The sequence below is a fragment of the Idiomarina solivarensis genome (genome assembly GCF_033052755.1).
Classification (GTDB): domain Bacteria; phylum Pseudomonadota; class Gammaproteobacteria; order Enterobacterales; family Alteromonadaceae; genus Idiomarina.
Genome location: NZ_JAVFHZ010000002.1, coordinates 288,887 through 307,550, shown reverse-complemented (window position 1 = coordinate 307,550; position 18,664 = coordinate 288,887). Strand labels below are relative to the sequence as shown.

Genomic DNA, 18,664 nt, shown 5'->3' with positions numbered 1-18,664 from the left:
CTACAAGGGCTTAAGCATGAGACAACTTGTTGCATTCCTTTTTATTTTAACCTTATCGGCATGCCAGACCTCCCCCGGGGAGCACACAGAATTTGCCTGGCAGGACGCTTCCGTTCCTGAGTTACAACAGGCCATGAGCCGTGGCGATCTTACCGCAGAGCGACTCACCCAATATTATCTGCAGCGGATCAACACTCATAATAAACAGGGTGCAAACTTACGAGCGATAAACAGCCTCAGTAAAAAAGCTCTGGCGGACGCAAAACGGCTTGATGAAGAGCGCCAGCAAGGTAAGGTTCGGGGCCCGTTGCACGGCATTCCTGTACTCTTAAAAGACAACATTGATACGGCCGATGGCATGGCCAATACTGCAGGTTCTTTGCTATTCGCCGAAAACTACCCCGAGGACGATGCATTTGTTGTAAAACAATTGCGTGAGGCCGGCGCTATTATTTTAGGCAAAGCGAATTTAAGTGAATGGGCTAACTTTCGCTCAACTCGCTCAAGTTCAGGTTGGAGCGCGGTAGGTGGTCAGGCCGTTAACCCTTACGACAGAACTCGCTCAACCTGTGGCTCGAGCGCAGGTTCTGCGACGGCTGTTGCTGCTGATTTAGTCGCACTGTCTGTTGGCACCGAAACCGATGGCTCACTGACTTGCCCGGCTGCTGTCAATGGAATTGTCACCATAAAACCTACTTTGGGCCTCATCAGCCGCGATGGCATTATTCCTATCGCGCACAGTCAGGATACCGCAGGCCCAATGGCCCGTAGCGTAACGGGTGCCGCTTTAATGCTGGACGCCATGCAAGCCTACGATCCGGAAGATCCCGCGGGCTACCGTACTAACACAACCTTTGCTTCGCATTTAAAAACCGACGGGCTGAAAGGAAAGCGTATTGGCGTTGTTCGCAATTTAATGGGCTACAACGAATTACTGGACGCGCAGTTTGAGCAGCAACTCAGCGTATTGAAGGCTCAGGGTGCCGAAATTGTCGATGTAGAAATGCCCACCTATGGTGACTACGGCAATGATGAGTTCACTGTGCTGCTTTATGAATTCAAGCAGGACATAGCAGCCTATCTGGACAGCACAGACCTGCCCTATGACAACCTCAGTGACTTAATCGAAGCCAATCAGCAGCTAGACAAACAAGAGCTAGGCCTCTTTGGCCAGGAGCTTTTTGAGATGGCCAATGCTCAGGATGATAGAGCCGCTTATTTGGATGCTCTGGCAAACAGTAAAAAACTCGCCGGCAAAGAAGGCATCGACGCAATGATTGAGAACAATAATGTCGACGTATTGATAGCTCCTACAACCACACCGGCCTGGAAAATCGATCATGTGAACGGTGATAACTATTCAGGTTCTGCCAGTTCCCCGGCGGCCGTAGCCGGCTACCCGCACATTTCAGTACCTATGGGTTATATCCAGATTGGTAATGAACCGGCTCTGCCGGTCGGCATTAGCTTTTTCGCTGGCGCCCGTTCTGAAGCAAAGCTAATAGAAGCTGCATTCGCTTACGAACAAGCAACCAAACACCGCAAGCCACCTAATCTGGTTGTAACTGACTAAGAGGAAAGCGACGACTATCGAGCGGCCGGCCATCCACATCTCTAAGGGTTAAAACCAACTCCGGCTGCTCTTTCCATATCACTTCAATTTGACCGTAGCGGCTTTCATTAAAGGCTTCGCCGTCACGGTAGCTGGATTGATAAGGTGTAGCGCCATCAGAATTGATAGTACCGGGTGTCACCTGCCATAACGGATAAGACAAAAGCTCATTGGATTTAGCAAACTCACCAAAAAACCGAGCGCCGCTAGCCAAGAGCAAACCTGATGGCTGTAATTCAGCCAGCAGATTCTTTAAGCGCGTAAGCTCTCGCTGATAAAGAGCCCAGCTATCGTAGCCATTTGCCGGAGAGATTATCGGCGTTGCACTCATAAGAATGCGCACCTCAGCCGGTTTCTTTAATTGCTCAGCAAGCCACTGCCACTGTTCATTACCCAGTAAATCGCCGGTATTATTCGCCTGGTACGGACCCAAGTCGGCATTAAACCGGCGCGTCTGACGCTCTATCCAGCCAACGGTATTTAATGCATCCCGGTTCCAACGACCATCCAGCACAATAACCTGTACTCGTTGCGGCTCATTGCCAAAGATAACGCTTTTCGCTATTCCATGTTCCTGAAAAAGGCGCTCTGACGTCACCGGCTCACGCCAAAAGGTCAGAAAGTGGTTACGGACAGCATAGCGATTCGGGTTATTTTTTCCGCTTTTTCCATCCAGGCTATAATCGTTGCGATTCCAGACAGACATCACCGCCGAGTTGCGACGCAGAACCCGCGGTCCCCGATAACGATTGAAGACTTCATAAGCGTCCAACAAGTCATCCATGTCGTCTGCATCCACATCGACCGTGTCGCCCAGAAACACAAAGACTTCTGGCTGTGCATGATTAATGGCGTCCCATATCTCCTGTCGCTTGGTATGGTCAATGCAACAGCCAAAAGCTACCCGAGTTGTTTGCTGTGCTGATGCTCCAAATGCCAACACCAATAGTAGAAACAGCCAAATGCTCCGAATCCGCATTAGAAATCCTCTTTGTTCACCGCACACCGGCGAGCGTCTTCTGCTTCTATATCGCCACGTGCAACCAATTTCTTGAGTGCCTGATCCAGAGTTTGCATTCCGCGCTCGGAACCTGTCTGAATAGAGGAGTACATTTGTGCAACCTTATCTTCGCGAATGAGGTTCTTAATAGCCGGTGATGACAGCATAATTTCATGTGCCGCCACACGCCCGCCACCAATGCGTTTGAGTAAACTTTGTGAGATAACCGCGCGCAATGATTCAGACAACATAGATCGGATCATCGGTTTATCGTCCCCCGGGAAAACATCAATAATGCGGTCGATAGTTTTCGGTGCTGAGGTCGTATGCAATGTACCTAATACCAGATGCCCGGTTTCTGCTGCGGTCATGGCTAAACGAATGGTTTCCAAATCGCGCATTTCTCCCACCAGAATAACGTCCGGGTCTTCACGCAACGCCGATCGCAACGCCGCACTAAAACTACGAGTATCCCGGTGAACTTCGCGCTGGCTGATCAAACTTTTCTGGTTGTCGTGCACAAACTCAATCGGATCTTCAATGGTCAGAATATGCAGTGAACGGGTCTGATTCAAATAATTGACCATTGCCGCCAATGTCGTTGATTTACCTGATCCAGTGGGGCCTGTGACCAAAACTAAGCCACGATTAGCACTGACAATATCTTTGAAAATTTCCGGAGCATGCAGTTGCTCCAGAGTTGTAACTTCGCTTGGGATCATGCGAAACGCTGCGGCTATGCCTTTGCGCTGCGTAAAAACATTAGCACGAAAACGAGCAATCCCCTCAAGATCAAACGAAAAATCACATTCAAACTTTTCTTCAAACTCCTGCCATTGGCTTTTCGTCATCACCTCAAACAGCATCTCTTTTAACTCATCCGGCCGGTGCTCGGGTTGATTTAAAGGCCGAATGTCCCCATCCACTCTAACCATAGGCACACTGCCGGACGACAAGTGCAAGTCCGAAGCATTTTGTTTTACACTAAAGGCGAGTAATTCGTTAACATTCATATTTCTAATCCCTGAATCAGTGAGATGACGGTAGCAATGACAACTAAGGTATCAGAAAAGATAACAAATAATCTTGCAGAAATACGTCAGCAATTGCAGATTTTGGCCGAGGAGTCATCACATGGGCAGTCGGTTCAATTGCTTGCCGTGAGCAAAAAGCACCCATTAGAGGCAATCAACGCCGCCATTGCTGCCGGACAGATGCATTTTGGTGAAAACTATGTCCAGGAAGCCGTCGATAAAATAAATCAGCTAAAAGGACAGATAACTGAACCCGTACAGTGGCACTTTATTGGCCCGGTTCAGTCCAATAAAACGAAGGATATCGCACAATATTTTGATTGGGTACAGAGCGTAGAGCGCGAGAAAGTTGCACGTCGTTTGAACGAACAACGACCTGGCAACCTCGACCAGCTCAACGTTTTGTTACAGGTTAATATTGATGACGATGACAATAAATCGGGTTTAGCGCCGGAACAAGTCGATGCATTAGCAGGGTATGTTATGAGCTGCCCTAAACTCAAATTGCGCGGCCTTATGACGATTCTTAAAGCTGGCACAACGAAAGAACAACGTGCGCATAGCTTTCAACACATGTTTCGCCTATATGAGCGGCTGCAGCAAACTTATGGCGAGCAAATTGATACCTTGTCCATGGGCATGTCTGCTGATATGCGACAAGCAGTGCTTGAGGGTGCTAACATGGTACGTATTGGAACAGCAATTTTCGGAGAACGGGAGTCCTAATGAAAGACATTCGCAATATTGCCTTTATCGGCGCAGGTAACATGACACAAAGCATTGTCGGCGGTATGTGCAAAAGCGGTTACCCCGCTGACAAAGTCTGGGTCAGTAACCCCAGTGATGCCAAATTAGAGAAAATGAAGTCCGAGCTGGGTGTGAATACCAGCAATGACAATCTGGAAGTAGTCAACAGCGCAGATGCCATCGTACTATCGGTTAAACCCCAGTTGATGGCGGAAGTTTGTGCTCACTTACGTGAAAATGTTCACAATTTGACTGACAAACTCATTATCACCATTGCGGCAGGCATTCGTATTCCTAAGTACCGCGAATATTTAGGTGAAAATATCCGTATTATCCGGGTAATGCCGAATACGCCCTCACTGGTGGGTCAGGGCATGTCAGGTTTAGTCACGGATGATTCCGTCGACGAGTCAGACAAAAACTTTGTAACAGAAGCCTTTAACGGTGTCGGCGAAACCCTTTGGGTCAGCGATGAAGATCAGCTCGATATCCTGGGTGCAGTTGCAGGCAGTGGCCCAGCTTACTTTTTCGAGTTTATGGACAGCCTGGCGAAAGCCGCAACCGAGCTTGGATTTGATGCAGAAAAAGCCCGCGCAATGGTTCAGCAAACTTGTTTAGGCGCCGCACAAATGGCCAAAGAAAGCGAACTCTCACTGGAAGATTTGCGCAAGCAGGTCACCAGTAAAGGCGGCTCAACCGCTAAAGGCGTTGAAGCTTATCAGGACTCTGACTTACACGGTATTTCGGAAAAAGCTGTGAAAGCGGCGGTCAACCGTAATCAGGAAATGGCGAAACTCTTTTAGGAGTCAATATGAATAACGCCCTTACATTTTTAGTTGCAACCTTAATTGACCTTTATCTGGTCATTGTTCTGTTGCGGCTCTGGATGCAATTAACTCAGGCTGACTTTTATAATCCCGTCAGTCAATTTGTTTATAAAGCAACGCAGCCAATTGTAGGCCCGCTTCGCAGTTTCATGCCCATGCTGGGTAAGCTTGATACCGCGAGTTTGGTATTAGCGATTGCACTAGGTATGCTCAAAGTACTGGCTCTGGTTTGGCTTAATGGCTTAGCCGTGGGTCCTTTAGTGATTGTTGTCCAGGGGATACTCACCGCCATTAGCAGCTTGCTGTCGATGCTGTTCTGGGTATTGATCATTCGTGCCATACTCAGTTGGTTCTCTCAGGGGTATAACCCAGTAGAAGCCATGTTACATCAAATTACGGAACCCTTATTGGCACCTGTCCGTAAAATCATACCACCCATTGGGGGCTTAGATTTATCGGTTCTGGTGGTTATTATTGCGCTGCAGTTTTTACGCATATTTATTGGTGTATAAAAATATTGGTGGAGGAAAAGCAATGAATAAAACATTCTTTATCAAATTCGCTTTGGTGGTCTCAATGTTATTTTCAGCAAGCGTAGCCGCTGAACAAAAACAAAGCCTCGGCCAATGGGATGTTCATTACAATGCTTTTAACTCCACCTTTTTATCCCCGGCTATTGCGACCCAGTACGACCTGACCCGAAGTGCATCCAAAGGCGTACTCAACGTTGCGGTGTTGGACAAGGACACCAAACAGTCACAAACACCCGGAGTAACCGGCCAGGCTATTAATCCGCTGGGACAGGTGCAGCAACTTGAATTTCAGCACGTGAAGGAAGGTGACGCTAACTATTACTTGGCACAATTTGATTACACCAATGCAGAGACCTTACGCTTTACCATTCAAATTGGTGAGCAGCAGATCTTAAAGTTTAACCAAGAATTTTGGTTGAACGATTAGCTCTTTACCGGTTTCACGCCAATTGACTGAATATCGCCTTTGTCACTAATATCCCTTACCGTCAAAATGACATCGCCTAAGCGTATCATGTCGCCAATAACGACACGCCGGTGAAATTTATGTGAAAAGTAATCGGCAATGCTCGTGCTTAGCAGGCTTTCATTTAAATCGCCCAACGGATAAAAACTACCGACATCGGCCAGAGTCAGGTCGCCACGCAAGGTAAAGTCACCAAAGAAGTCTTTTTCAGAAACTTGTAAGCCCTTACCACCGGAAGCCAGAATGCGACTCACTTCATCAATATCTTTAACCGTTGCCGCCACTAATAACCCATCGCCCTCTTCCACCATAGGTTGAGTTTCCGGCTGAAGCCACTCTCCATCGCGAATCAGCCCGACGAAGGTTGCAGGGGCAGTGAGTTTCAATTCTTTCCAAGTGTGATCACAGGCAGGAGAGTTCTTATCAATACGGTAGAGCCAGACCTCTAGAGCCTCTTTACTAGGAACCGACGACAACGGCATACGTTGTTGTGGCTTGGCCTTTAACGGCACTTCCAGTCCTAACCACCGCGCCACCGGAGAAATACTCCATCCCTGAATAATGAGCGAAATCATCACCACAACAAAAGCGATATCGAAATACAGTTCCTGATTAGGCACCCCGCTAAGCCAGGGGAACAAAGCCAATATGATTGGAACGGCGCCTCGTAATCCAACCCAGCTTATAAATACCTGCTCTCGCCAGGGAAAGCTGAAAGGCAATAAGCTGACCACTACGGCTAACGGACGAGCAATAAAAATGAGAGTAAAAGCAATACCGATAGCCACCGGCGCATTGGCCAACAAATGAGAGGGCACCACGAGCAGTCCCAGAATAAGGAACATGGCTATCTGGCTTAGCCAGGCCAGCCCATCCTGGACCTGCAGTATATGCACCAACTGCGGAAGTCTCGCATTACCGATAACAAAGCCCATAAGATAAACTGCCAGGAATCCGCTGGCGTGTAATTTGGCGGTTAAAGCGTAAACAGATATAGCGCAGGCGATGGCCAATAACGGGAAAAAGCTGAAACTTAACGGCAATTTGCGGGCCGCGATTATGAACAAACGCCCCCCTAACCAACCTATTGTGAGACCGCCAATCAATTGCCAGATAATATCCAAACCAACCCAATACCAATCCGGAAAGCTACTACTAGCTACCGCTGCCGTCATGGTTAAGGTCAAAATAACCGCCATAGGATCATTACTTCCCGACTCTATCTCAAGCGTTGAAGCGACCCGGTCTTTAATTTGCAACCCACGCGACTGGAATATACCAAACACGGCAGCGGCATCCGTTGAACTGAGTATAGCTCCCATCAACAAGGCTGCCGGCCAGGGTAGACCAAACCAATAAACCGCTGCAGACGCGACCAGGGTGCACGTCAGAGCCACCCCTATTGTTGCCAGGCTGATGGCCGGCCATAAAGCCACCCTGAAACGCTCGGGATGAGTTCTCATGCCCCCGTCAAAAAGAATAATGACCAGCGCAGCAGAACCAATAAAGAAGGCGATATCCGGATTGTTGAATTCGACGCCCAGTAGCCCTTGTTCGCCGGCCAACATACCGACAAGCAAAAAGGTCAGTAGTACCGGAGCGCCTAGCCGATTGGAGGCAACCGCCGCTAAAATACTCACAACCAGCAGCAAACCGCACAATAAAATTAGGGTGTTGGCCGAATCCAAACAAAATCTCCTTATCTTTGTCTTTGCTTATTTATCATAACAGGTTTAATTCAACGCTAATGTAAGATTTCAAATCTCGCAAAAACCCTTTATCCTGTGCCCGTTATATAAATTCAGTGTACAGGTTCATATTATGACGTCACAAAAAACGTTGGTATTAGCTACCGGCAATAAAGGCAAAGTTGCTGAATTGCGCCATATGCTAAGTCAAACAACAGCCACTGCCGACTGGCAAGTCCGTCCGCAGTCCGAGTGGGATTTTACAGAAGCAGATGAAACTGGCACTACCTTTGTTGAGAACGCAATTATTAAGGCTCGCCACGCGTGTGAGCAGACCGGCTTACCCGCTATAGCCGATGATTCAGGGCTCTCGGTTTCGGCTCTTAACGGTGCACCCGGCGTTTACTCTGCCCGCTACGCTGGAAGCAACGCAACAGACGCTGATAATATCAATAAATTGCTAGACGCTTTAGACGGCATTGAAGAAAGTCACAGACAAGCCAGTTTCTATTGCGTATTGGTTTACATGCAAAGTGCTGACGACCCTACCCCCATCATCTGCCAGGGCCGTTGGAACGGTCGTATCTTAACGCAGCCTAAGGGTGAAGAAGGTTTTGGCTACGACCCCATATTTTGGGTTGAAGAGAAAAACAGCTCAGCCGCACAGCTAAACAAAACAGAAAAGCAGGCACTCAGCCATCGCGGACAAGCGTTAAAGCAGCTACTCGGACAATTAACGGCATGAGTTCCCCACTACTCTTGCCACCCTTGTCGCTCTATATACACATTCCTTGGTGTATTCAAAAATGCCCTTATTGTGATTTTAACTCTCATAAGCTAACCGGCGATGTGCCGGAAGCAAGCTATGTTGGCAGGCTTCTGGAAGATTTACGCGCTGATACGGAATGGGTGCAAGGGCGCCAGATACAGTCGATATTTATCGGCGGAGGTACCCCCAGCGTACTGTCTGCACAAGCTATACAACAGTTAATGGACGGCGTTCGGGCAGTCGTTACGCTCAGTTCGGATTGCGAGGTTACCATGGAAGCCAATCCGGGCACCTTTGAAACCGAAAAGTTCTCTGCCTTCGTTGCCGCCGGTATCAATCGTCTGTCTATTGGTATTCAAAGCTTACAAGAGCACCAATTGCAAAGGCTGGGGCGTATCCATAACCCTCAACAGGCAAAAGACGCTGCAGCTCATGCCGGCGAGTTACCGCTTTCCAGCTTTAATCTCGACCTTATGCACGGGTTACCCGATCAGACCGTCGACATGGCGCTGGATGATTTGCAGCAAGTGATAGCTCTGAATCCACCACATATTTCCTGGTATCAATTAACCATCGAACCCAATACGTTGTTTGCCAGTCAGCCACCGGAACTGCCTGACGACGATACCTTATGGGAAATTTATCAACAGGGACACCAGCTGTTAGAAGCCGCCGGCTATCATCAGTACGAAGTGAGCGCTTACGCCAAACCGGGACACCAAAGCCGCCACAATCGAAATTACTGGCAGTTTGGCGACTATTTGGGCATTGGCTGCGGAGCGCATAGTAAAGTCACACTCTTACAGCAGGATAAAATTCTACGCTGCGAAAAAGTGAAGCATCCAAAAGGCTATTTAGATTTAACCAAAGCGTTGCGTTACCAGCTAAAGGAAGTTCCAACTGATGAGCGGATGTTTGAGTTCTTTATGAATCAGTTCCGCCTACTGGAGCCTGTCGAAAAAAAGAACTTTGAGCAAACAACAGGATTGCTGGCAACGGACGCCTCAAAGCACTTAACCAAAGCCAAATCGCTGGAGCTTGTGGTTGAAACTGAACATCACTGGCAATTGACTCAGCGGGGTCATCGTTTCTTAAACTCAGTTCTGGATACGCTTCTGGATTGAACCAGAAGCGCTTATCGTTCTACTACTTGACCTTAAACTGTAAATCCCAGACGCCGTGCCCTTTACCTTCTCCGCGGCGCTCGAACTTGGTTTTCGGGCGACTTTCAGGACGCGGCACATAGTCATCAGAGGAGGACAGGTTGTCTAGGTTAGGGGCACCATTCAATACTTCCAACATATGTTCAGCGTAGTTTTCCCAATCGGTCGCAAGGTGGATAGTACCGCCTGCTTCCAGTTTTTGAGTTAACAGCTGCACAAACTCTGGCTGCACAATACGGCGCTTGTGATGGCGTTTTTTGTGCCAGGGGTCAGGAAAAAATATTTGAACACAGTTTAAGCTTGCGTCCGGAATACACTGCTTCAATACCTCAACAGCATCTTCGTGAAACACTCTGAGGTTATTCACTTCGGCTTCTCCGGCGGCCATAAGGCAGGCTCCCACACCGGGCTCATGAACCTCTATACCGATAAAATCACGTTCGGGAGCATTGGCTGCCATCTCAACCAACGAGTGCCCCATGCCAAAGCCAATTTCTAAAGTGATTGGCGCCTGACGACCGAAAACATGGGGTAACTCAAGCTTCCCCGATTCCACCGTTAATCCTATTGAGGGCCAAAGACGCTCGATAGCGGCCGCCTGTCCCTTTGTCAGTCTTCCTTCCCTTTTAACAAAACTGCGAACCGTCCTGACATATTTGCCCGCGGCTGCGGCTTCTTCAGCGCTTTTAAAGTGGCTCATGACCTTCCTGCAAAATTAGCGAATTAGCTGACACGAAAAAAACAGGCCTGAAAAATCAGGCCTGTTTACAGTAAAACTATTATCGCTATTTCAAGCAATCAATACAATGCGTATTAACGAGTTTTAGGTACTCGGTTCACCACTTTCAGAGTCGCTTCAATACGACGGTTTGTTTGACGGTCAGCCGCACTGTTCTCGCGAACTTTAGGCTGTGACTCACCATGTCCGATAGAGTCTACGCGACTATCAGCGATACCGTACTTATTGACCAATACCTTAGCTACTGCCTCTGCGCGACGCTTAGATAACCATTGGTTATACTCGGCTTTACCCGTTGTATCAGTATGGCCGTGAATAGTAATATTCAGTTGCGGATGTTCTTTCATGAACTCTGCCATTTTTTCAATATCATTCCGCTCATCACTTCGAATATTTGACGAGTTTAAGTCAAACTCAACTAACAACTCTTCAGTGATGGTTTCGTTTTCATAAAGAATACAGCCATTTTCATCAACAGAATAATCCATTGGTGTGTTTGCACAGTTGTCCCTCGGATCCATCACACCATCACCATCAGAATCCACCGGTTCAGGTTCAGGCTTAGGTTCTGGAGCCATTTCCTGAGGTTCTGGACGTGGCTCTGGACGGGTTCTCGGTTCAGGACTGGTATCACGGCCCCCAAAGAACCACTGCAAACCAATATTAGCAAACATTTCTGAGTAGCCTTCTTCCCAGCCTCGCTGAACACCACCTTCTAATCGCCACGCCAAATTATCATTAATAAAGCTGCGGTGACCTAAAGTCAGACGGCCGCCAATATCCGTTATATCGCCGATTTCGGTATTATTCACACCTAAGCCAGCATAAAAGCTGTTATTAAAGTGATACAACATATCAACACCGTAACTCCCGCCAGAGCTACCACCACCGCCAACTAAATCAGCATCCATGTAGTCATAGTAAAGGCGACTTTCCCAAGCCTCTGTCAACATCAAACCGGCTTCTATGCCTGATGTGATGGTTTCCACACCGTCATCGACAAAGAATGCTTGCCCGTTTTTTAGTGCCACTCGCTCGCTATCGGCAGAAAATACGCCCAGACGTGCACCCATGTAAAAATCGTTTTTCTCAACTTCGGTTTGCTGCGCAAAAACTGGAGCGGTTAATCCAGCGGTAAGCAAAGATAAAGTCATTAAGTTTAAAGTTTTCATTGCAAAGCTCCTTTTAATTGCAATAACAATCATGCTCGGAATATGAGACACTGTGTATGCTATAAAGAATAGTTCATTCTTCATTTTAGTCATTTCAATTTGCAGAGATTTACAGTTGACTCACACATTCAGCTCACAGGTTCTCAGTTGGTTTCATCAGTATGGTCGCAAACACCTACCATGGCAGAAAAATGTGACGCCATACCGTGTCTGGGTATCAGAAATTATGCTTCAGCAAACCCAGGTCACCACCGTCATTCCGTACTTCGAACGTTTTATGAAAACTTTTCCAACCGTACAGGAGTTGGCTTCCACACCACAAGATCAGGTTCTGAACCTGTGGACAGGACTGGGCTACTACGCCCGAGCCCGAAATCTTCATAAAACTGCAAAACGTATTTGCACCTGCTTTAACGGTGAGTTTCCAAAAAAAGTTCATGATCTCGAGCAGTTACCGGGTATCGGGCGTTCAACGGCCGGAGCTATTCGCTCCCTTGGCCACAATGAATACGCCCCGATCCTGGATGGTAACGTTAAACGTGTTCTGGCTCGCCATTTTGCGGTCGCAGGCTGGCCCGGTAAAGCTGATGTAATGAGAAAGCTTTGGCAACTGAGCGAACAACTGACCCCAGAGCAAAATTCCGGCCCATACAATCAGGCGATGATGGATATCGGTTCAATGATATGCACTCGTAACAAACCGCTATGTGAACAGTGCCCGGTTAATAGCTCATGTTTAGCCAGGGCCCATGAAACTATTGATCAATACCCGGGTAAAAAGCCTAAAAAACTCAAACCAGTCAAAACGACTTACATGCTTATGTTCCGATATAATGGTCAGATCTTGCTGGAAAAAAGGCCTCAAACCGGTATTTGGGGGGGACTCTGGGGGTTTCCTCAAAGCGATGGAGAGACGCAAACTGCTTGTCTCACTGAGAAGTTAGCGCTTACCGAGGAAGCTCGGGAAATGCTTCCGGAGTTCCGACATACCTTTAGCCACTTTCATCTTGACTGCTCCCCCCTGCTCATCGATGTGACACCCTCGGCCAGCCCGCTCAACGAAGAACACTACCGATGGGTCACGCCTGACACCAATAAGGACTTGGGCTTTGCTGCGCCAACCGTTAAACTGATGAAACAGTTAATAACCAAAAAGTGAGCACGCCATGAGCCGTACCGTATTTTGCGAGCACCTTCAAAAAGAAGCCGAGGGGCTGGATTTTCAGCTTTATCCGGGAGAACTGGGCGAACGCATTTTTAACCACATATCAAAAGAAGCCTGGGCTGAATGGCAAAAAAAGCAGACTATGCTGATAAACGAAAAGCGATTAAACATGATGGATCCCACCGATCGCGAATTTCTTGAAAAGCAAATGACTGCGTTTTTATTTGAAGGAAAAGACCTGGAAATTGAAGGCTACACGCCTCCGGAAAGTTAACTTATTCGCCTGATGATTGACAAGAAAAACGCTTTTTTCTTGTCAATCTGAATTATTGTCTAATATATTGACAATAGGTATGGCTTATGGGCCTCACTGGAGCTTAGATAGCCGATCTGTTAGACTACTAACGAATTCAACAAAAGGGAGTCTCTATGAAAGCGCCATCCTGGCGAAGAGCCGTACTGAAAGTGGGGAGTGCGCTCATCGCGCCAGATGAAACTGGGGTTAGTACCAAATACCTTTTACCCATCGCTCGTTTTATTAACGAATGTCGAGAACGTGGACAAGAAGTTGTCTTAGTCTCATCAGGCAGTGTTGCTGCCGGCCGTAAACATGTCCATTTTGAGCACAAAAAAGTACCTGTTGCTGTTCGCAAAGCAATGTCGGCTGTCGGCCAAAATGAAATGATGGGCTACTGGTCGCGCTTTTTTGATTTCCCCTGCGCCCAGTTGCTAATGACACACAGTGACTTACGCGACAGAGCTCGCTACGTCAGCATTAAGAACACCCTGAATAGATTGTTAGAGCACAACATTTTACCGGTAGTAAACGAAAACGATGCTCTGGCCACCGATGAAATGAAAGTCGGTGACAACGACAACTTGTCAGCCATGATAGCCACGCTAGTTGACGCTGACGCCCTGTTTATTTGCTCTGATATTGATGGTCTATATGATTCAGACCCTAACCTGAACCCGGATGCGAAGAAAATCCCGGTGGTTGAACAAATTGACGAAAGCATTTACTCACTGGCTGGTGGTTCAGTGAGCTCAGTCGGTACCGGAGGCATGCGCACAAAAATTGAGGCTGCAGAAAAAGCCACATCGCATGGTATCGATACTTACATTGTTAACGGTCGCAAAGGGGAAACCTTTGAATCGTTATTGCAGGGAGACATCCCTGGCACATTATTCCGTCGTCAATCTGATCCAATTAGCAATAAAAAACATTGGTTAAGACATACCTTGGTCGCACAAGGTGAGATTTTGGTTGATGAAGGTGCTGAGAAAGCACTCATTGAGAACGGTGCTTCACTCTTAAGTTCTGGCATCGTTGACGTACAAGGCGACTTTGATCGCGGTGACGCCGTGCTGGTTCGCAGTGCTAATGATACTGACGCTATCGCAAAAGGTATTTGTCAGTACAGCGCGCACGAACTAATGCACATTAAAGGGCAACAAACAGAAGATATAGCGGAAAAGTTTGGCTATAGCCCAATTACAGAGGTCATTCACCGCGACGATTTAATGATTTTGGAGGACGCATGAGCCAGCAAATAGCAAAAGAAATATCACAACGCGCCGCAAAAGCTGCGCGGTCAGTAGCAACCTTATCTGAAGCAGACAAGAATAGTGTACTGCAGAAAATGGCAGACGCCCTTCGTAAGCGCCAGGATAAGATTATTGAAGTAAACAAAAAAGACTTAGTTGCGGGCAAAGAAAAAGGCTTAAGCGATGCCATGATGGATCGCCTTGAGCTCACACCGGAACGCGTCGAAGGCATGGCTTCTGCCATAGAAGAAATCATTGCGTTAAAAGATCCGGTCGGCGACAGCTACGTTCTTGATGAGCGTCCGAACGGAATGAAAATCGAAAAAATGCGTATCCCGCTAGGCGTCATATGCATGATTTACGAAGCGCGCCCTAACGTAACTGCAGATGCCGGCGCATTGTGCTTCAAATCAGGTAACGCTGTAATCTTGCGTTGCGGCCGTGAAGCAATTGAAAGCAGTAAAGCCATTGCTGAAGCACTGCACGAAGCATTAGAAGCCAGTAACTTACCGAAAGACGTGATTACCGTGGTGCCAACACCTGATCGCGAATTAATGACCGAGTTACTACAGCAAAAAGACTACATCGATCTGGTGATTCCTCGTGGCGGTGAAGGCCTTATTCACTTTGTCAGCGACACCAGTAAAATCCCAGTCATCCAGCACTACAAAGGTGTTTGCCACCTATACGTAGATAAAGACGCTGACCTTGATAAAGCCCTGGCTATTTTGCTTAATGGTAAAACGCAACGCACCGGCGTATGTAATGCGCTTGAAGGCCTATTAGTCCATCAGGATGTTGCCGATAAATTCTTACCTATGGCTGCCAAAGCGCTGGCTGAGAAGGACGTAACAATCCACGCGGACAAGCGTTCAGTGGGTTACTTTGACGGTGCCGACGAAATTGCCGATGACGCCTTCGGCGAAGAATACCTTGCTCTGGAAATTGCGGTTAAAACCGTTGATAACTACGAAGGTGCTATTGAGCATATTCAGGAATTTGGTAGTGGTCATACAGAAGTTATCATTACCGAAAACGATGACACGGCAAAACGTTTCATTCGTGAAGTGGATTCAGCAGTGACAATGGCTAACGTGTCCTCTCGCTTCTCAGATGGCGGACAGTTAGGCCTAGGTGCTGAAATTGGTATTTCTACCAGTAAGCTTCACGCTTATGGTCCAATGGGCCTGCAAGCACTGACGACTGAAAAATTCGTTGTGACCGGCAACGGTCAGGTACGCGATTAACTCAGTGTTTAACACACAAAAAAGCCCCGGCTTCTTCATTGAGCCGGGGCTTTTTTTATCCCTCGGACCTCTTATCGTCGATAGCCCGTTAATAACTCAGGCCAGTCACGCGACTCTTTCCAATAAAAGGTTTCATTCTTCTCTTTTTCTTTGCGCAAAGAACGTAATAATCTCTGAATATTCGCTTCTTTCCAGTCGCCACTTTCGCGGAAATCACACTTATCAAAATCGACAATCCAAGCTTTATCCTTGTCATCCAACATCAGATTGTGACAATTTAAGTCGGAATGATAGACCCCCGTGTCATGTAGCTCCTTGATAACACTTCCCAGTTTTTGCCAAAGTTCCGCTGAAAGCTGCTTTTCACGTAGCAAACGATACACATCGACGGCACCGGGAATCACTTCTACCAGAATATCTGCCTTATAACTAAAAGCCGCTGTTTTTTCCATTCTCGCAGCCACAGGCCGTGGAACCGGCAACCCAAGTCCCCTCAATTTCAGCAGCAAATCGAACTCATGGATAGCGCGGCTTTTGTCGGCGGGCTCTCGTAAAAAACGGTCCTTGTTAACTTTACCAACTAAGCCACCACGATAGTAATGGCGCAGCAAAAGGCCTAAGTCACCTTGCTGAATAAACCAGACAGTTGCGCGGCCCGTTGAATTACCGGCTATCGCCTTTTGTTGCTGCCAGTATTGGGCTGTAAAATGCTTATCTTCGATGGTTTCAATAATATCGCTGTCGTAGCGAATAAGCCCTTGGGGACTCTGCTCTGTTTTTATCATACCGCTTCCTGTCAGAGTATATTCCAGTGCCCGTTTCAGTACTCGTAACGTGGCACCCTGGTGCGTCTGTAAGACGCTTTTTGCAGCGTCATGTTGTTCTTTCATGACCGCTGCTTGCTGTATTAAATTGACAGCTTCCTGAATATCTTCAGCATTATCAACCCAACGCACTGCACCCGCTTTTGCCAGCTCGGCGTAAACATGCGGAAAGTTAAATACATTCCTTCCAGACATAACATTGGAGCCAGCAGCAATAACTTCAAGGGGGTTATGCCCGCCTCGGTCAATAAGACTACCACCCACAAAGCTCACCGAAGCCAGTTGCCCCCACAGCATCATCTCACCCATGCTGTCTGCCAGAAAAACGTCGCAATCTTCAGGTATTCTCTTATTAACACTTCGCCGAGCCAATTTAAAACCCGACTGTTGTATCAATTCTGCGACCGGTTCGAACTGCTCTGGGTGCCTTGGCGCAATTATCAGACAGCAGTTTGGCCGCTCTTTTTTTATCAGCTTATAGGCTTCGAGAAGAACCTCGTGCTCGCCAGGATGGGTGCTGCTGGCCAACCAAATAAAACGATTTGAGTTGTTTTGCCGCCATGACTCTGCTTTTTCAATATCGGCTTCGGAAAGCGCTATGTCGTACTTAAGATTCCCGTCAACGAATAGCCTGGATTCTGGCACCCCTAACACACGCATTCTGCGAGCCGTTCCTCTATTTTGAACCGACACTATCGCCAGATGTTTCCACACCGACTTCATAACACAATGAAACCGACGATACCCAGCAGCAGAGCGTGCCGAAAGCCTGGCATTTAACAAGGCAACTGGCGTATTTGCCCGGGATAACTGACTTAGCATTTGCGGCCAAAGTTCAGTCTCCATTATCCACACCGCTTTTGGACTAAATTTACGCACAAATCGTTTAGCCGCACCTGGTGTGTCAAATGGCCAGTAACGGCAACTCACTGAGTTTCCGAAATGCTGCTGGATAAGCGCGCGCGCAGTGGGTGTCATACAGGTAATCAGCACCTTTTTCTCAGGGTACTGACTCAAGAAATGATCGATAAGTCGCTTAGCCGCTAAGGTTTCACCAACAGAAACACTATGGATAAGCAGACATCCTTGCAGCGTCGTGTCGGCAGGCCCCAGAACCAGTCGCTCGGACCAATGATGGCGATAACGACGGTCTTTTCTACCCCGTAACCACAGCCAGACAAAAACGGCTGGAGTGACCAGCCGCAATAGCATTCCATAGAGCCACAGTTTCATTGTGCTTAACGCCAGTATTCGGCGATCCACTTGGTAGGCAGAACCTTCCGGTACCACTTCCCGCTGCGACCTTCCAGGGCGTCATCCGGATGTGGCTTTCCGTGAAAAATAATCACTTTAGCGTCTTCCGGAATACGAGGTTCCTGAAAAAAGCTTAAAGGAAATGGGCGTAGACAATGACGCTTGAAGCTACGGCACCACTTTTCTGGCCAATATTTCAGCTTGTTTTGGCGGTCAACAAAATGCGTAATGTACTCCTGCTCATTTCGTACTTCAGCTGTTGCTGCTTCTGGATCCTTTTTCAAATGTTCTAACGCATCATCGTGTGCACCGATATCAAAGCGGAACACCGACGTGTTGCCGGTTGCGTCTGATTTATCCCATTCTTTGATCACCATAAAGTCCCCTTCAGGTTCAAAGAACTCATCCAGGCTTCCGACAATAATAATGTCCAGATCAAGGAATAAAGTCGGCCCTTCAAGATCGTACAACGGGTTAGCGAAACAGGTCAGCTTGAGCCAGCCATGCCCTTTCGTCCATGGCACTTGCTCATCAAAGTCCTTAAAGCCAATTTTAGGAATCGCTTTAACTTCTATAGTGTCGTCGATGCCTTCAAAATCATCAGTAAAGCACACAAACCGAAACGGCCGGCTAAGATGCCGACTGACCATAGAATGCAGAGTATTCACATAATCGGAGCCGTATTTTTTACCCCATTTAATGCAAATCACGTTGACTGGCTTTTGTTCTGAAGAACTGGCGTTCGTTTCAACCTGGCTCATAATCGCTCCTGAATCTTAAACTACCGCGCATAATGCCATATTTTAGTGTATTTAGGTATGCCGATCTGAACTCATCAAGCAAACGTATCAAGGCTACACGCTTTAACACACCGTT

Annotated in this window: 18 protein-coding genes; 11 read left to right on the top strand and 7 right to left on the bottom strand. The window is 47.6% G+C overall.

What is annotated here, in order from left to right; all coding sequences use genetic code 11:
- Positions 1-16: 16 nt before the first annotated feature.
- The gene (locus tag RBK99_RS05455; protein WP_317503632.1) at positions 17-1,573 is read left to right on the top strand and encodes an amidase; all 1,557 of its coding nucleotides are present in this window, start codon (positions 17-19) and stop codon (positions 1,571-1,573) included.
- Here RBK99_RS05455 and RBK99_RS05450 read toward each other — a convergent pair.
- Complete coding sequence (locus RBK99_RS05450) at positions 1,551-2,591, bottom strand: metallophosphoesterase family protein (RefSeq protein ID WP_317503631.1); 1,041 nt, start codon at positions 2,589-2,591, stop codon at positions 1,551-1,553. The two genes, RBK99_RS05455 and RBK99_RS05450, sit on opposite strands and share 23 nt — an antisense overlap.
- Positions 2,591-3,625 (bottom strand): type IV pilus twitching motility protein PilT, encoded by a 1,035-nt coding sequence (locus tag RBK99_RS05445; RefSeq protein WP_317503630.1) that lies wholly within the window; start codon positions 3,623-3,625, stop codon positions 2,591-2,593. The genes RBK99_RS05450 and RBK99_RS05445 overlap by 1 nt, the downstream gene beginning before the upstream one ends.
- A 36-nt stretch (positions 3,626-3,661) precedes the next feature.
- On the opposite strand from RBK99_RS05445, the gene RBK99_RS05440 reads away from it, so the two are divergent.
- Genes RBK99_RS05440 through RBK99_RS05425 form a run of 4 tightly spaced genes read left to right on the top strand, consistent with a single transcriptional unit; the run spans position 3,662 to position 6,180 of the window.
- Positions 3,662-4,372, top strand: a complete 711-nt coding sequence (locus tag RBK99_RS05440) for a YggS family pyridoxal phosphate-dependent enzyme (protein WP_317503629.1) — start codon at positions 3,662-3,664, stop codon at positions 4,370-4,372.
- A complete protein-coding gene (proC, locus tag RBK99_RS05435) occupies positions 4,372-5,196 on the top strand; it encodes a pyrroline-5-carboxylate reductase (protein ID WP_317503628.1) in 825 nt (274 codons plus the stop codon). The genes RBK99_RS05440 and proC overlap by 1 nt, the downstream gene beginning before the upstream one ends.
- A gap of 8 nt (positions 5,197-5,204) precedes the next feature.
- Entirely contained in the window at positions 5,205-5,732 is a 528-nt protein-coding gene (locus tag RBK99_RS05430; protein ID WP_317503627.1) for a YggT family protein, read from the top strand.
- Between the two features lie 22 nt (positions 5,733-5,754).
- The gene (locus RBK99_RS05425; protein ID WP_317503626.1) at positions 5,755-6,180 is read left to right on the top strand and encodes a DUF4426 domain-containing protein; all 426 of its coding nucleotides are present in this window, start codon (positions 5,755-5,757) and stop codon (positions 6,178-6,180) included.
- Here the strand turns inward: RBK99_RS05425 and RBK99_RS05420 are convergent.
- The gene (locus tag RBK99_RS05420) at positions 6,177-7,907 is read right to left on the bottom strand and encodes a potassium/proton antiporter (protein ID WP_317503625.1); all 1,731 of its coding nucleotides are present in this window, start codon (positions 7,905-7,907) and stop codon (positions 6,177-6,179) included. The genes RBK99_RS05425 and RBK99_RS05420 overlap by 4 nt on opposite strands.
- A 133-nt stretch (positions 7,908-8,040) precedes the next feature.
- Here RBK99_RS05420 and rdgB point away from each other — a divergent pair, with 133 nt between their 5' ends.
- Together rdgB and hemW are read left to right on the top strand one after the other, a co-directional pair.
- A complete protein-coding gene (gene rdgB, locus RBK99_RS05415) occupies positions 8,041-8,652 on the top strand; it encodes an RdgB/HAM1 family non-canonical purine NTP pyrophosphatase (RefSeq protein WP_317503624.1) in 612 nt (203 codons plus the stop codon).
- Entirely contained in the window at positions 8,649-9,800 is a 1,152-nt protein-coding gene (hemW, locus tag RBK99_RS05410) for a radical SAM family heme chaperone HemW (RefSeq protein ID WP_317503623.1), read from the top strand. Before rdgB ends, hemW begins: the two co-directional genes overlap by 4 nt.
- A 22-nt stretch (positions 9,801-9,822) precedes the next feature.
- Here the strand turns inward: hemW and trmB are convergent, their stop codons facing one another.
- Complete coding sequence (gene trmB, locus RBK99_RS05405) at positions 9,823-10,539, bottom strand: tRNA (guanosine(46)-N7)-methyltransferase TrmB (protein ID WP_317503622.1); 717 nt, start codon at positions 10,537-10,539, stop codon at positions 9,823-9,825.
- A 113-nt stretch (positions 10,540-10,652) separates the two neighbouring features.
- A complete protein-coding gene (locus tag RBK99_RS05400) occupies positions 10,653-11,750 on the bottom strand; it encodes an OmpA family protein (protein ID WP_317503621.1) in 1,098 nt (365 codons plus the stop codon).
- A 115-nt stretch (positions 11,751-11,865) separates the two neighbouring features.
- Between RBK99_RS05400 and mutY the strand changes: the two genes are divergently transcribed.
- From mutY to RBK99_RS05380, 4 genes are all read left to right on the top strand, one after another.
- Positions 11,866-12,909 (top strand): A/G-specific adenine glycosylase, encoded by a 1,044-nt coding sequence (gene mutY, locus RBK99_RS05395; RefSeq protein WP_317503620.1) that lies wholly within the window; start codon positions 11,866-11,868, stop codon positions 12,907-12,909.
- Between the two features lie 7 nt (positions 12,910-12,916).
- Positions 12,917-13,189 (top strand): oxidative damage protection protein, encoded by a 273-nt coding sequence (locus RBK99_RS05390; protein ID WP_317503619.1) that lies wholly within the window; start codon positions 12,917-12,919, stop codon positions 13,187-13,189.
- Between the two features lie 155 nt (positions 13,190-13,344).
- Complete coding sequence (proB, locus tag RBK99_RS05385; RefSeq protein WP_317503618.1) at positions 13,345-14,460, top strand: glutamate 5-kinase; 1,116 nt, start codon at positions 13,345-13,347, stop codon at positions 14,458-14,460.
- Positions 14,457-15,710 (top strand): glutamate-5-semialdehyde dehydrogenase, encoded by a 1,254-nt coding sequence (locus RBK99_RS05380; RefSeq protein ID WP_317503617.1) that lies wholly within the window; start codon positions 14,457-14,459, stop codon positions 15,708-15,710. The genes proB and RBK99_RS05380 overlap by 4 nt, the downstream gene beginning before the upstream one ends.
- Before the next feature lie 71 nt (positions 15,711-15,781).
- Here RBK99_RS05380 and RBK99_RS05375 read toward each other — a convergent pair whose 3' ends face one another.
- Together RBK99_RS05375 and RBK99_RS05370 are read right to left on the bottom strand one after the other, a co-directional pair.
- Entirely contained in the window at positions 15,782-17,767 is a 1,986-nt protein-coding gene (locus RBK99_RS05375; protein ID WP_317503616.1) for a 3-deoxy-D-manno-octulosonic acid kinase, read from the bottom strand.
- Between the two features lie 5 nt (positions 17,768-17,772).
- Positions 17,773-18,549: a glycosyltransferase gene (locus tag RBK99_RS05370; protein ID WP_317503615.1), complete on the bottom strand. Its 777-nt coding sequence runs from the start codon at positions 18,547-18,549 to the stop codon at positions 17,773-17,775.
- Positions 18,550-18,664 lie beyond the last annotated feature (115 nt).

Coding starts and splice junctions, on each gene's coding strand:
- trmB (WP_317503622.1), bottom strand. CDS start 10,539: ATGAGCCACTTTAAAAGCGCTGAAGAAGCCGCAGCCGCGGGCAAATAT.
- RBK99_RS05445 (WP_317503630.1), bottom strand. CDS start 3,625: ATGAATGTTAACGAATTACTCGCCTTTAGTGTAAAACAAAATGCTTCG.
- proB (WP_317503618.1), top strand. CDS start 13,345: ATGAAAGCGCCATCCTGGCGAAGAGCCGTACTGAAAGTGGGGAGTGCG.
- RBK99_RS05455 (WP_317503632.1), top strand. CDS start 17: ATGAGACAACTTGTTGCATTCCTTTTTATTTTAACCTTATCGGCATGC.
- RBK99_RS05450 (WP_317503631.1), bottom strand. CDS start 2,591: ATGCGGATTCGGAGCATTTGGCTGTTTCTACTATTGGTGTTGGCATTT.
- RBK99_RS05425 (WP_317503626.1), top strand. CDS start 5,755: ATGAATAAAACATTCTTTATCAAATTCGCTTTGGTGGTCTCAATGTTA.
- RBK99_RS05390 (WP_317503619.1), top strand. CDS start 12,917: ATGAGCCGTACCGTATTTTGCGAGCACCTTCAAAAAGAAGCCGAGGGG.
- RBK99_RS05380 (WP_317503617.1), top strand. CDS start 14,457: ATGAGCCAGCAAATAGCAAAAGAAATATCACAACGCGCCGCAAAAGCT.
- RBK99_RS05430 (WP_317503627.1), top strand. CDS start 5,205: ATGAATAACGCCCTTACATTTTTAGTTGCAACCTTAATTGACCTTTAT.
- proC (WP_317503628.1), top strand. CDS start 4,372: ATGAAAGACATTCGCAATATTGCCTTTATCGGCGCAGGTAACATGACA.
- RBK99_RS05440 (WP_317503629.1), top strand. CDS start 3,662: ATGACAACTAAGGTATCAGAAAAGATAACAAATAATCTTGCAGAAATA.
- hemW (WP_317503623.1), top strand. CDS start 8,649: ATGAGTTCCCCACTACTCTTGCCACCCTTGTCGCTCTATATACACATT.
- rdgB (WP_317503624.1), top strand. CDS start 8,041: ATGACGTCACAAAAAACGTTGGTATTAGCTACCGGCAATAAAGGCAAA.
- RBK99_RS05370 (WP_317503615.1), bottom strand. CDS start 18,549: ATGAGCCAGGTTGAAACGAACGCCAGTTCTTCAGAACAAAAGCCAGTC.
- RBK99_RS05400 (WP_317503621.1), bottom strand. CDS start 11,750: ATGAAAACTTTAAACTTAATGACTTTATCTTTGCTTACCGCTGGATTA.
- RBK99_RS05375 (WP_317503616.1), bottom strand. CDS start 17,767: ATGAAACTGTGGCTCTATGGAATGCTATTGCGGCTGGTCACTCCAGCC.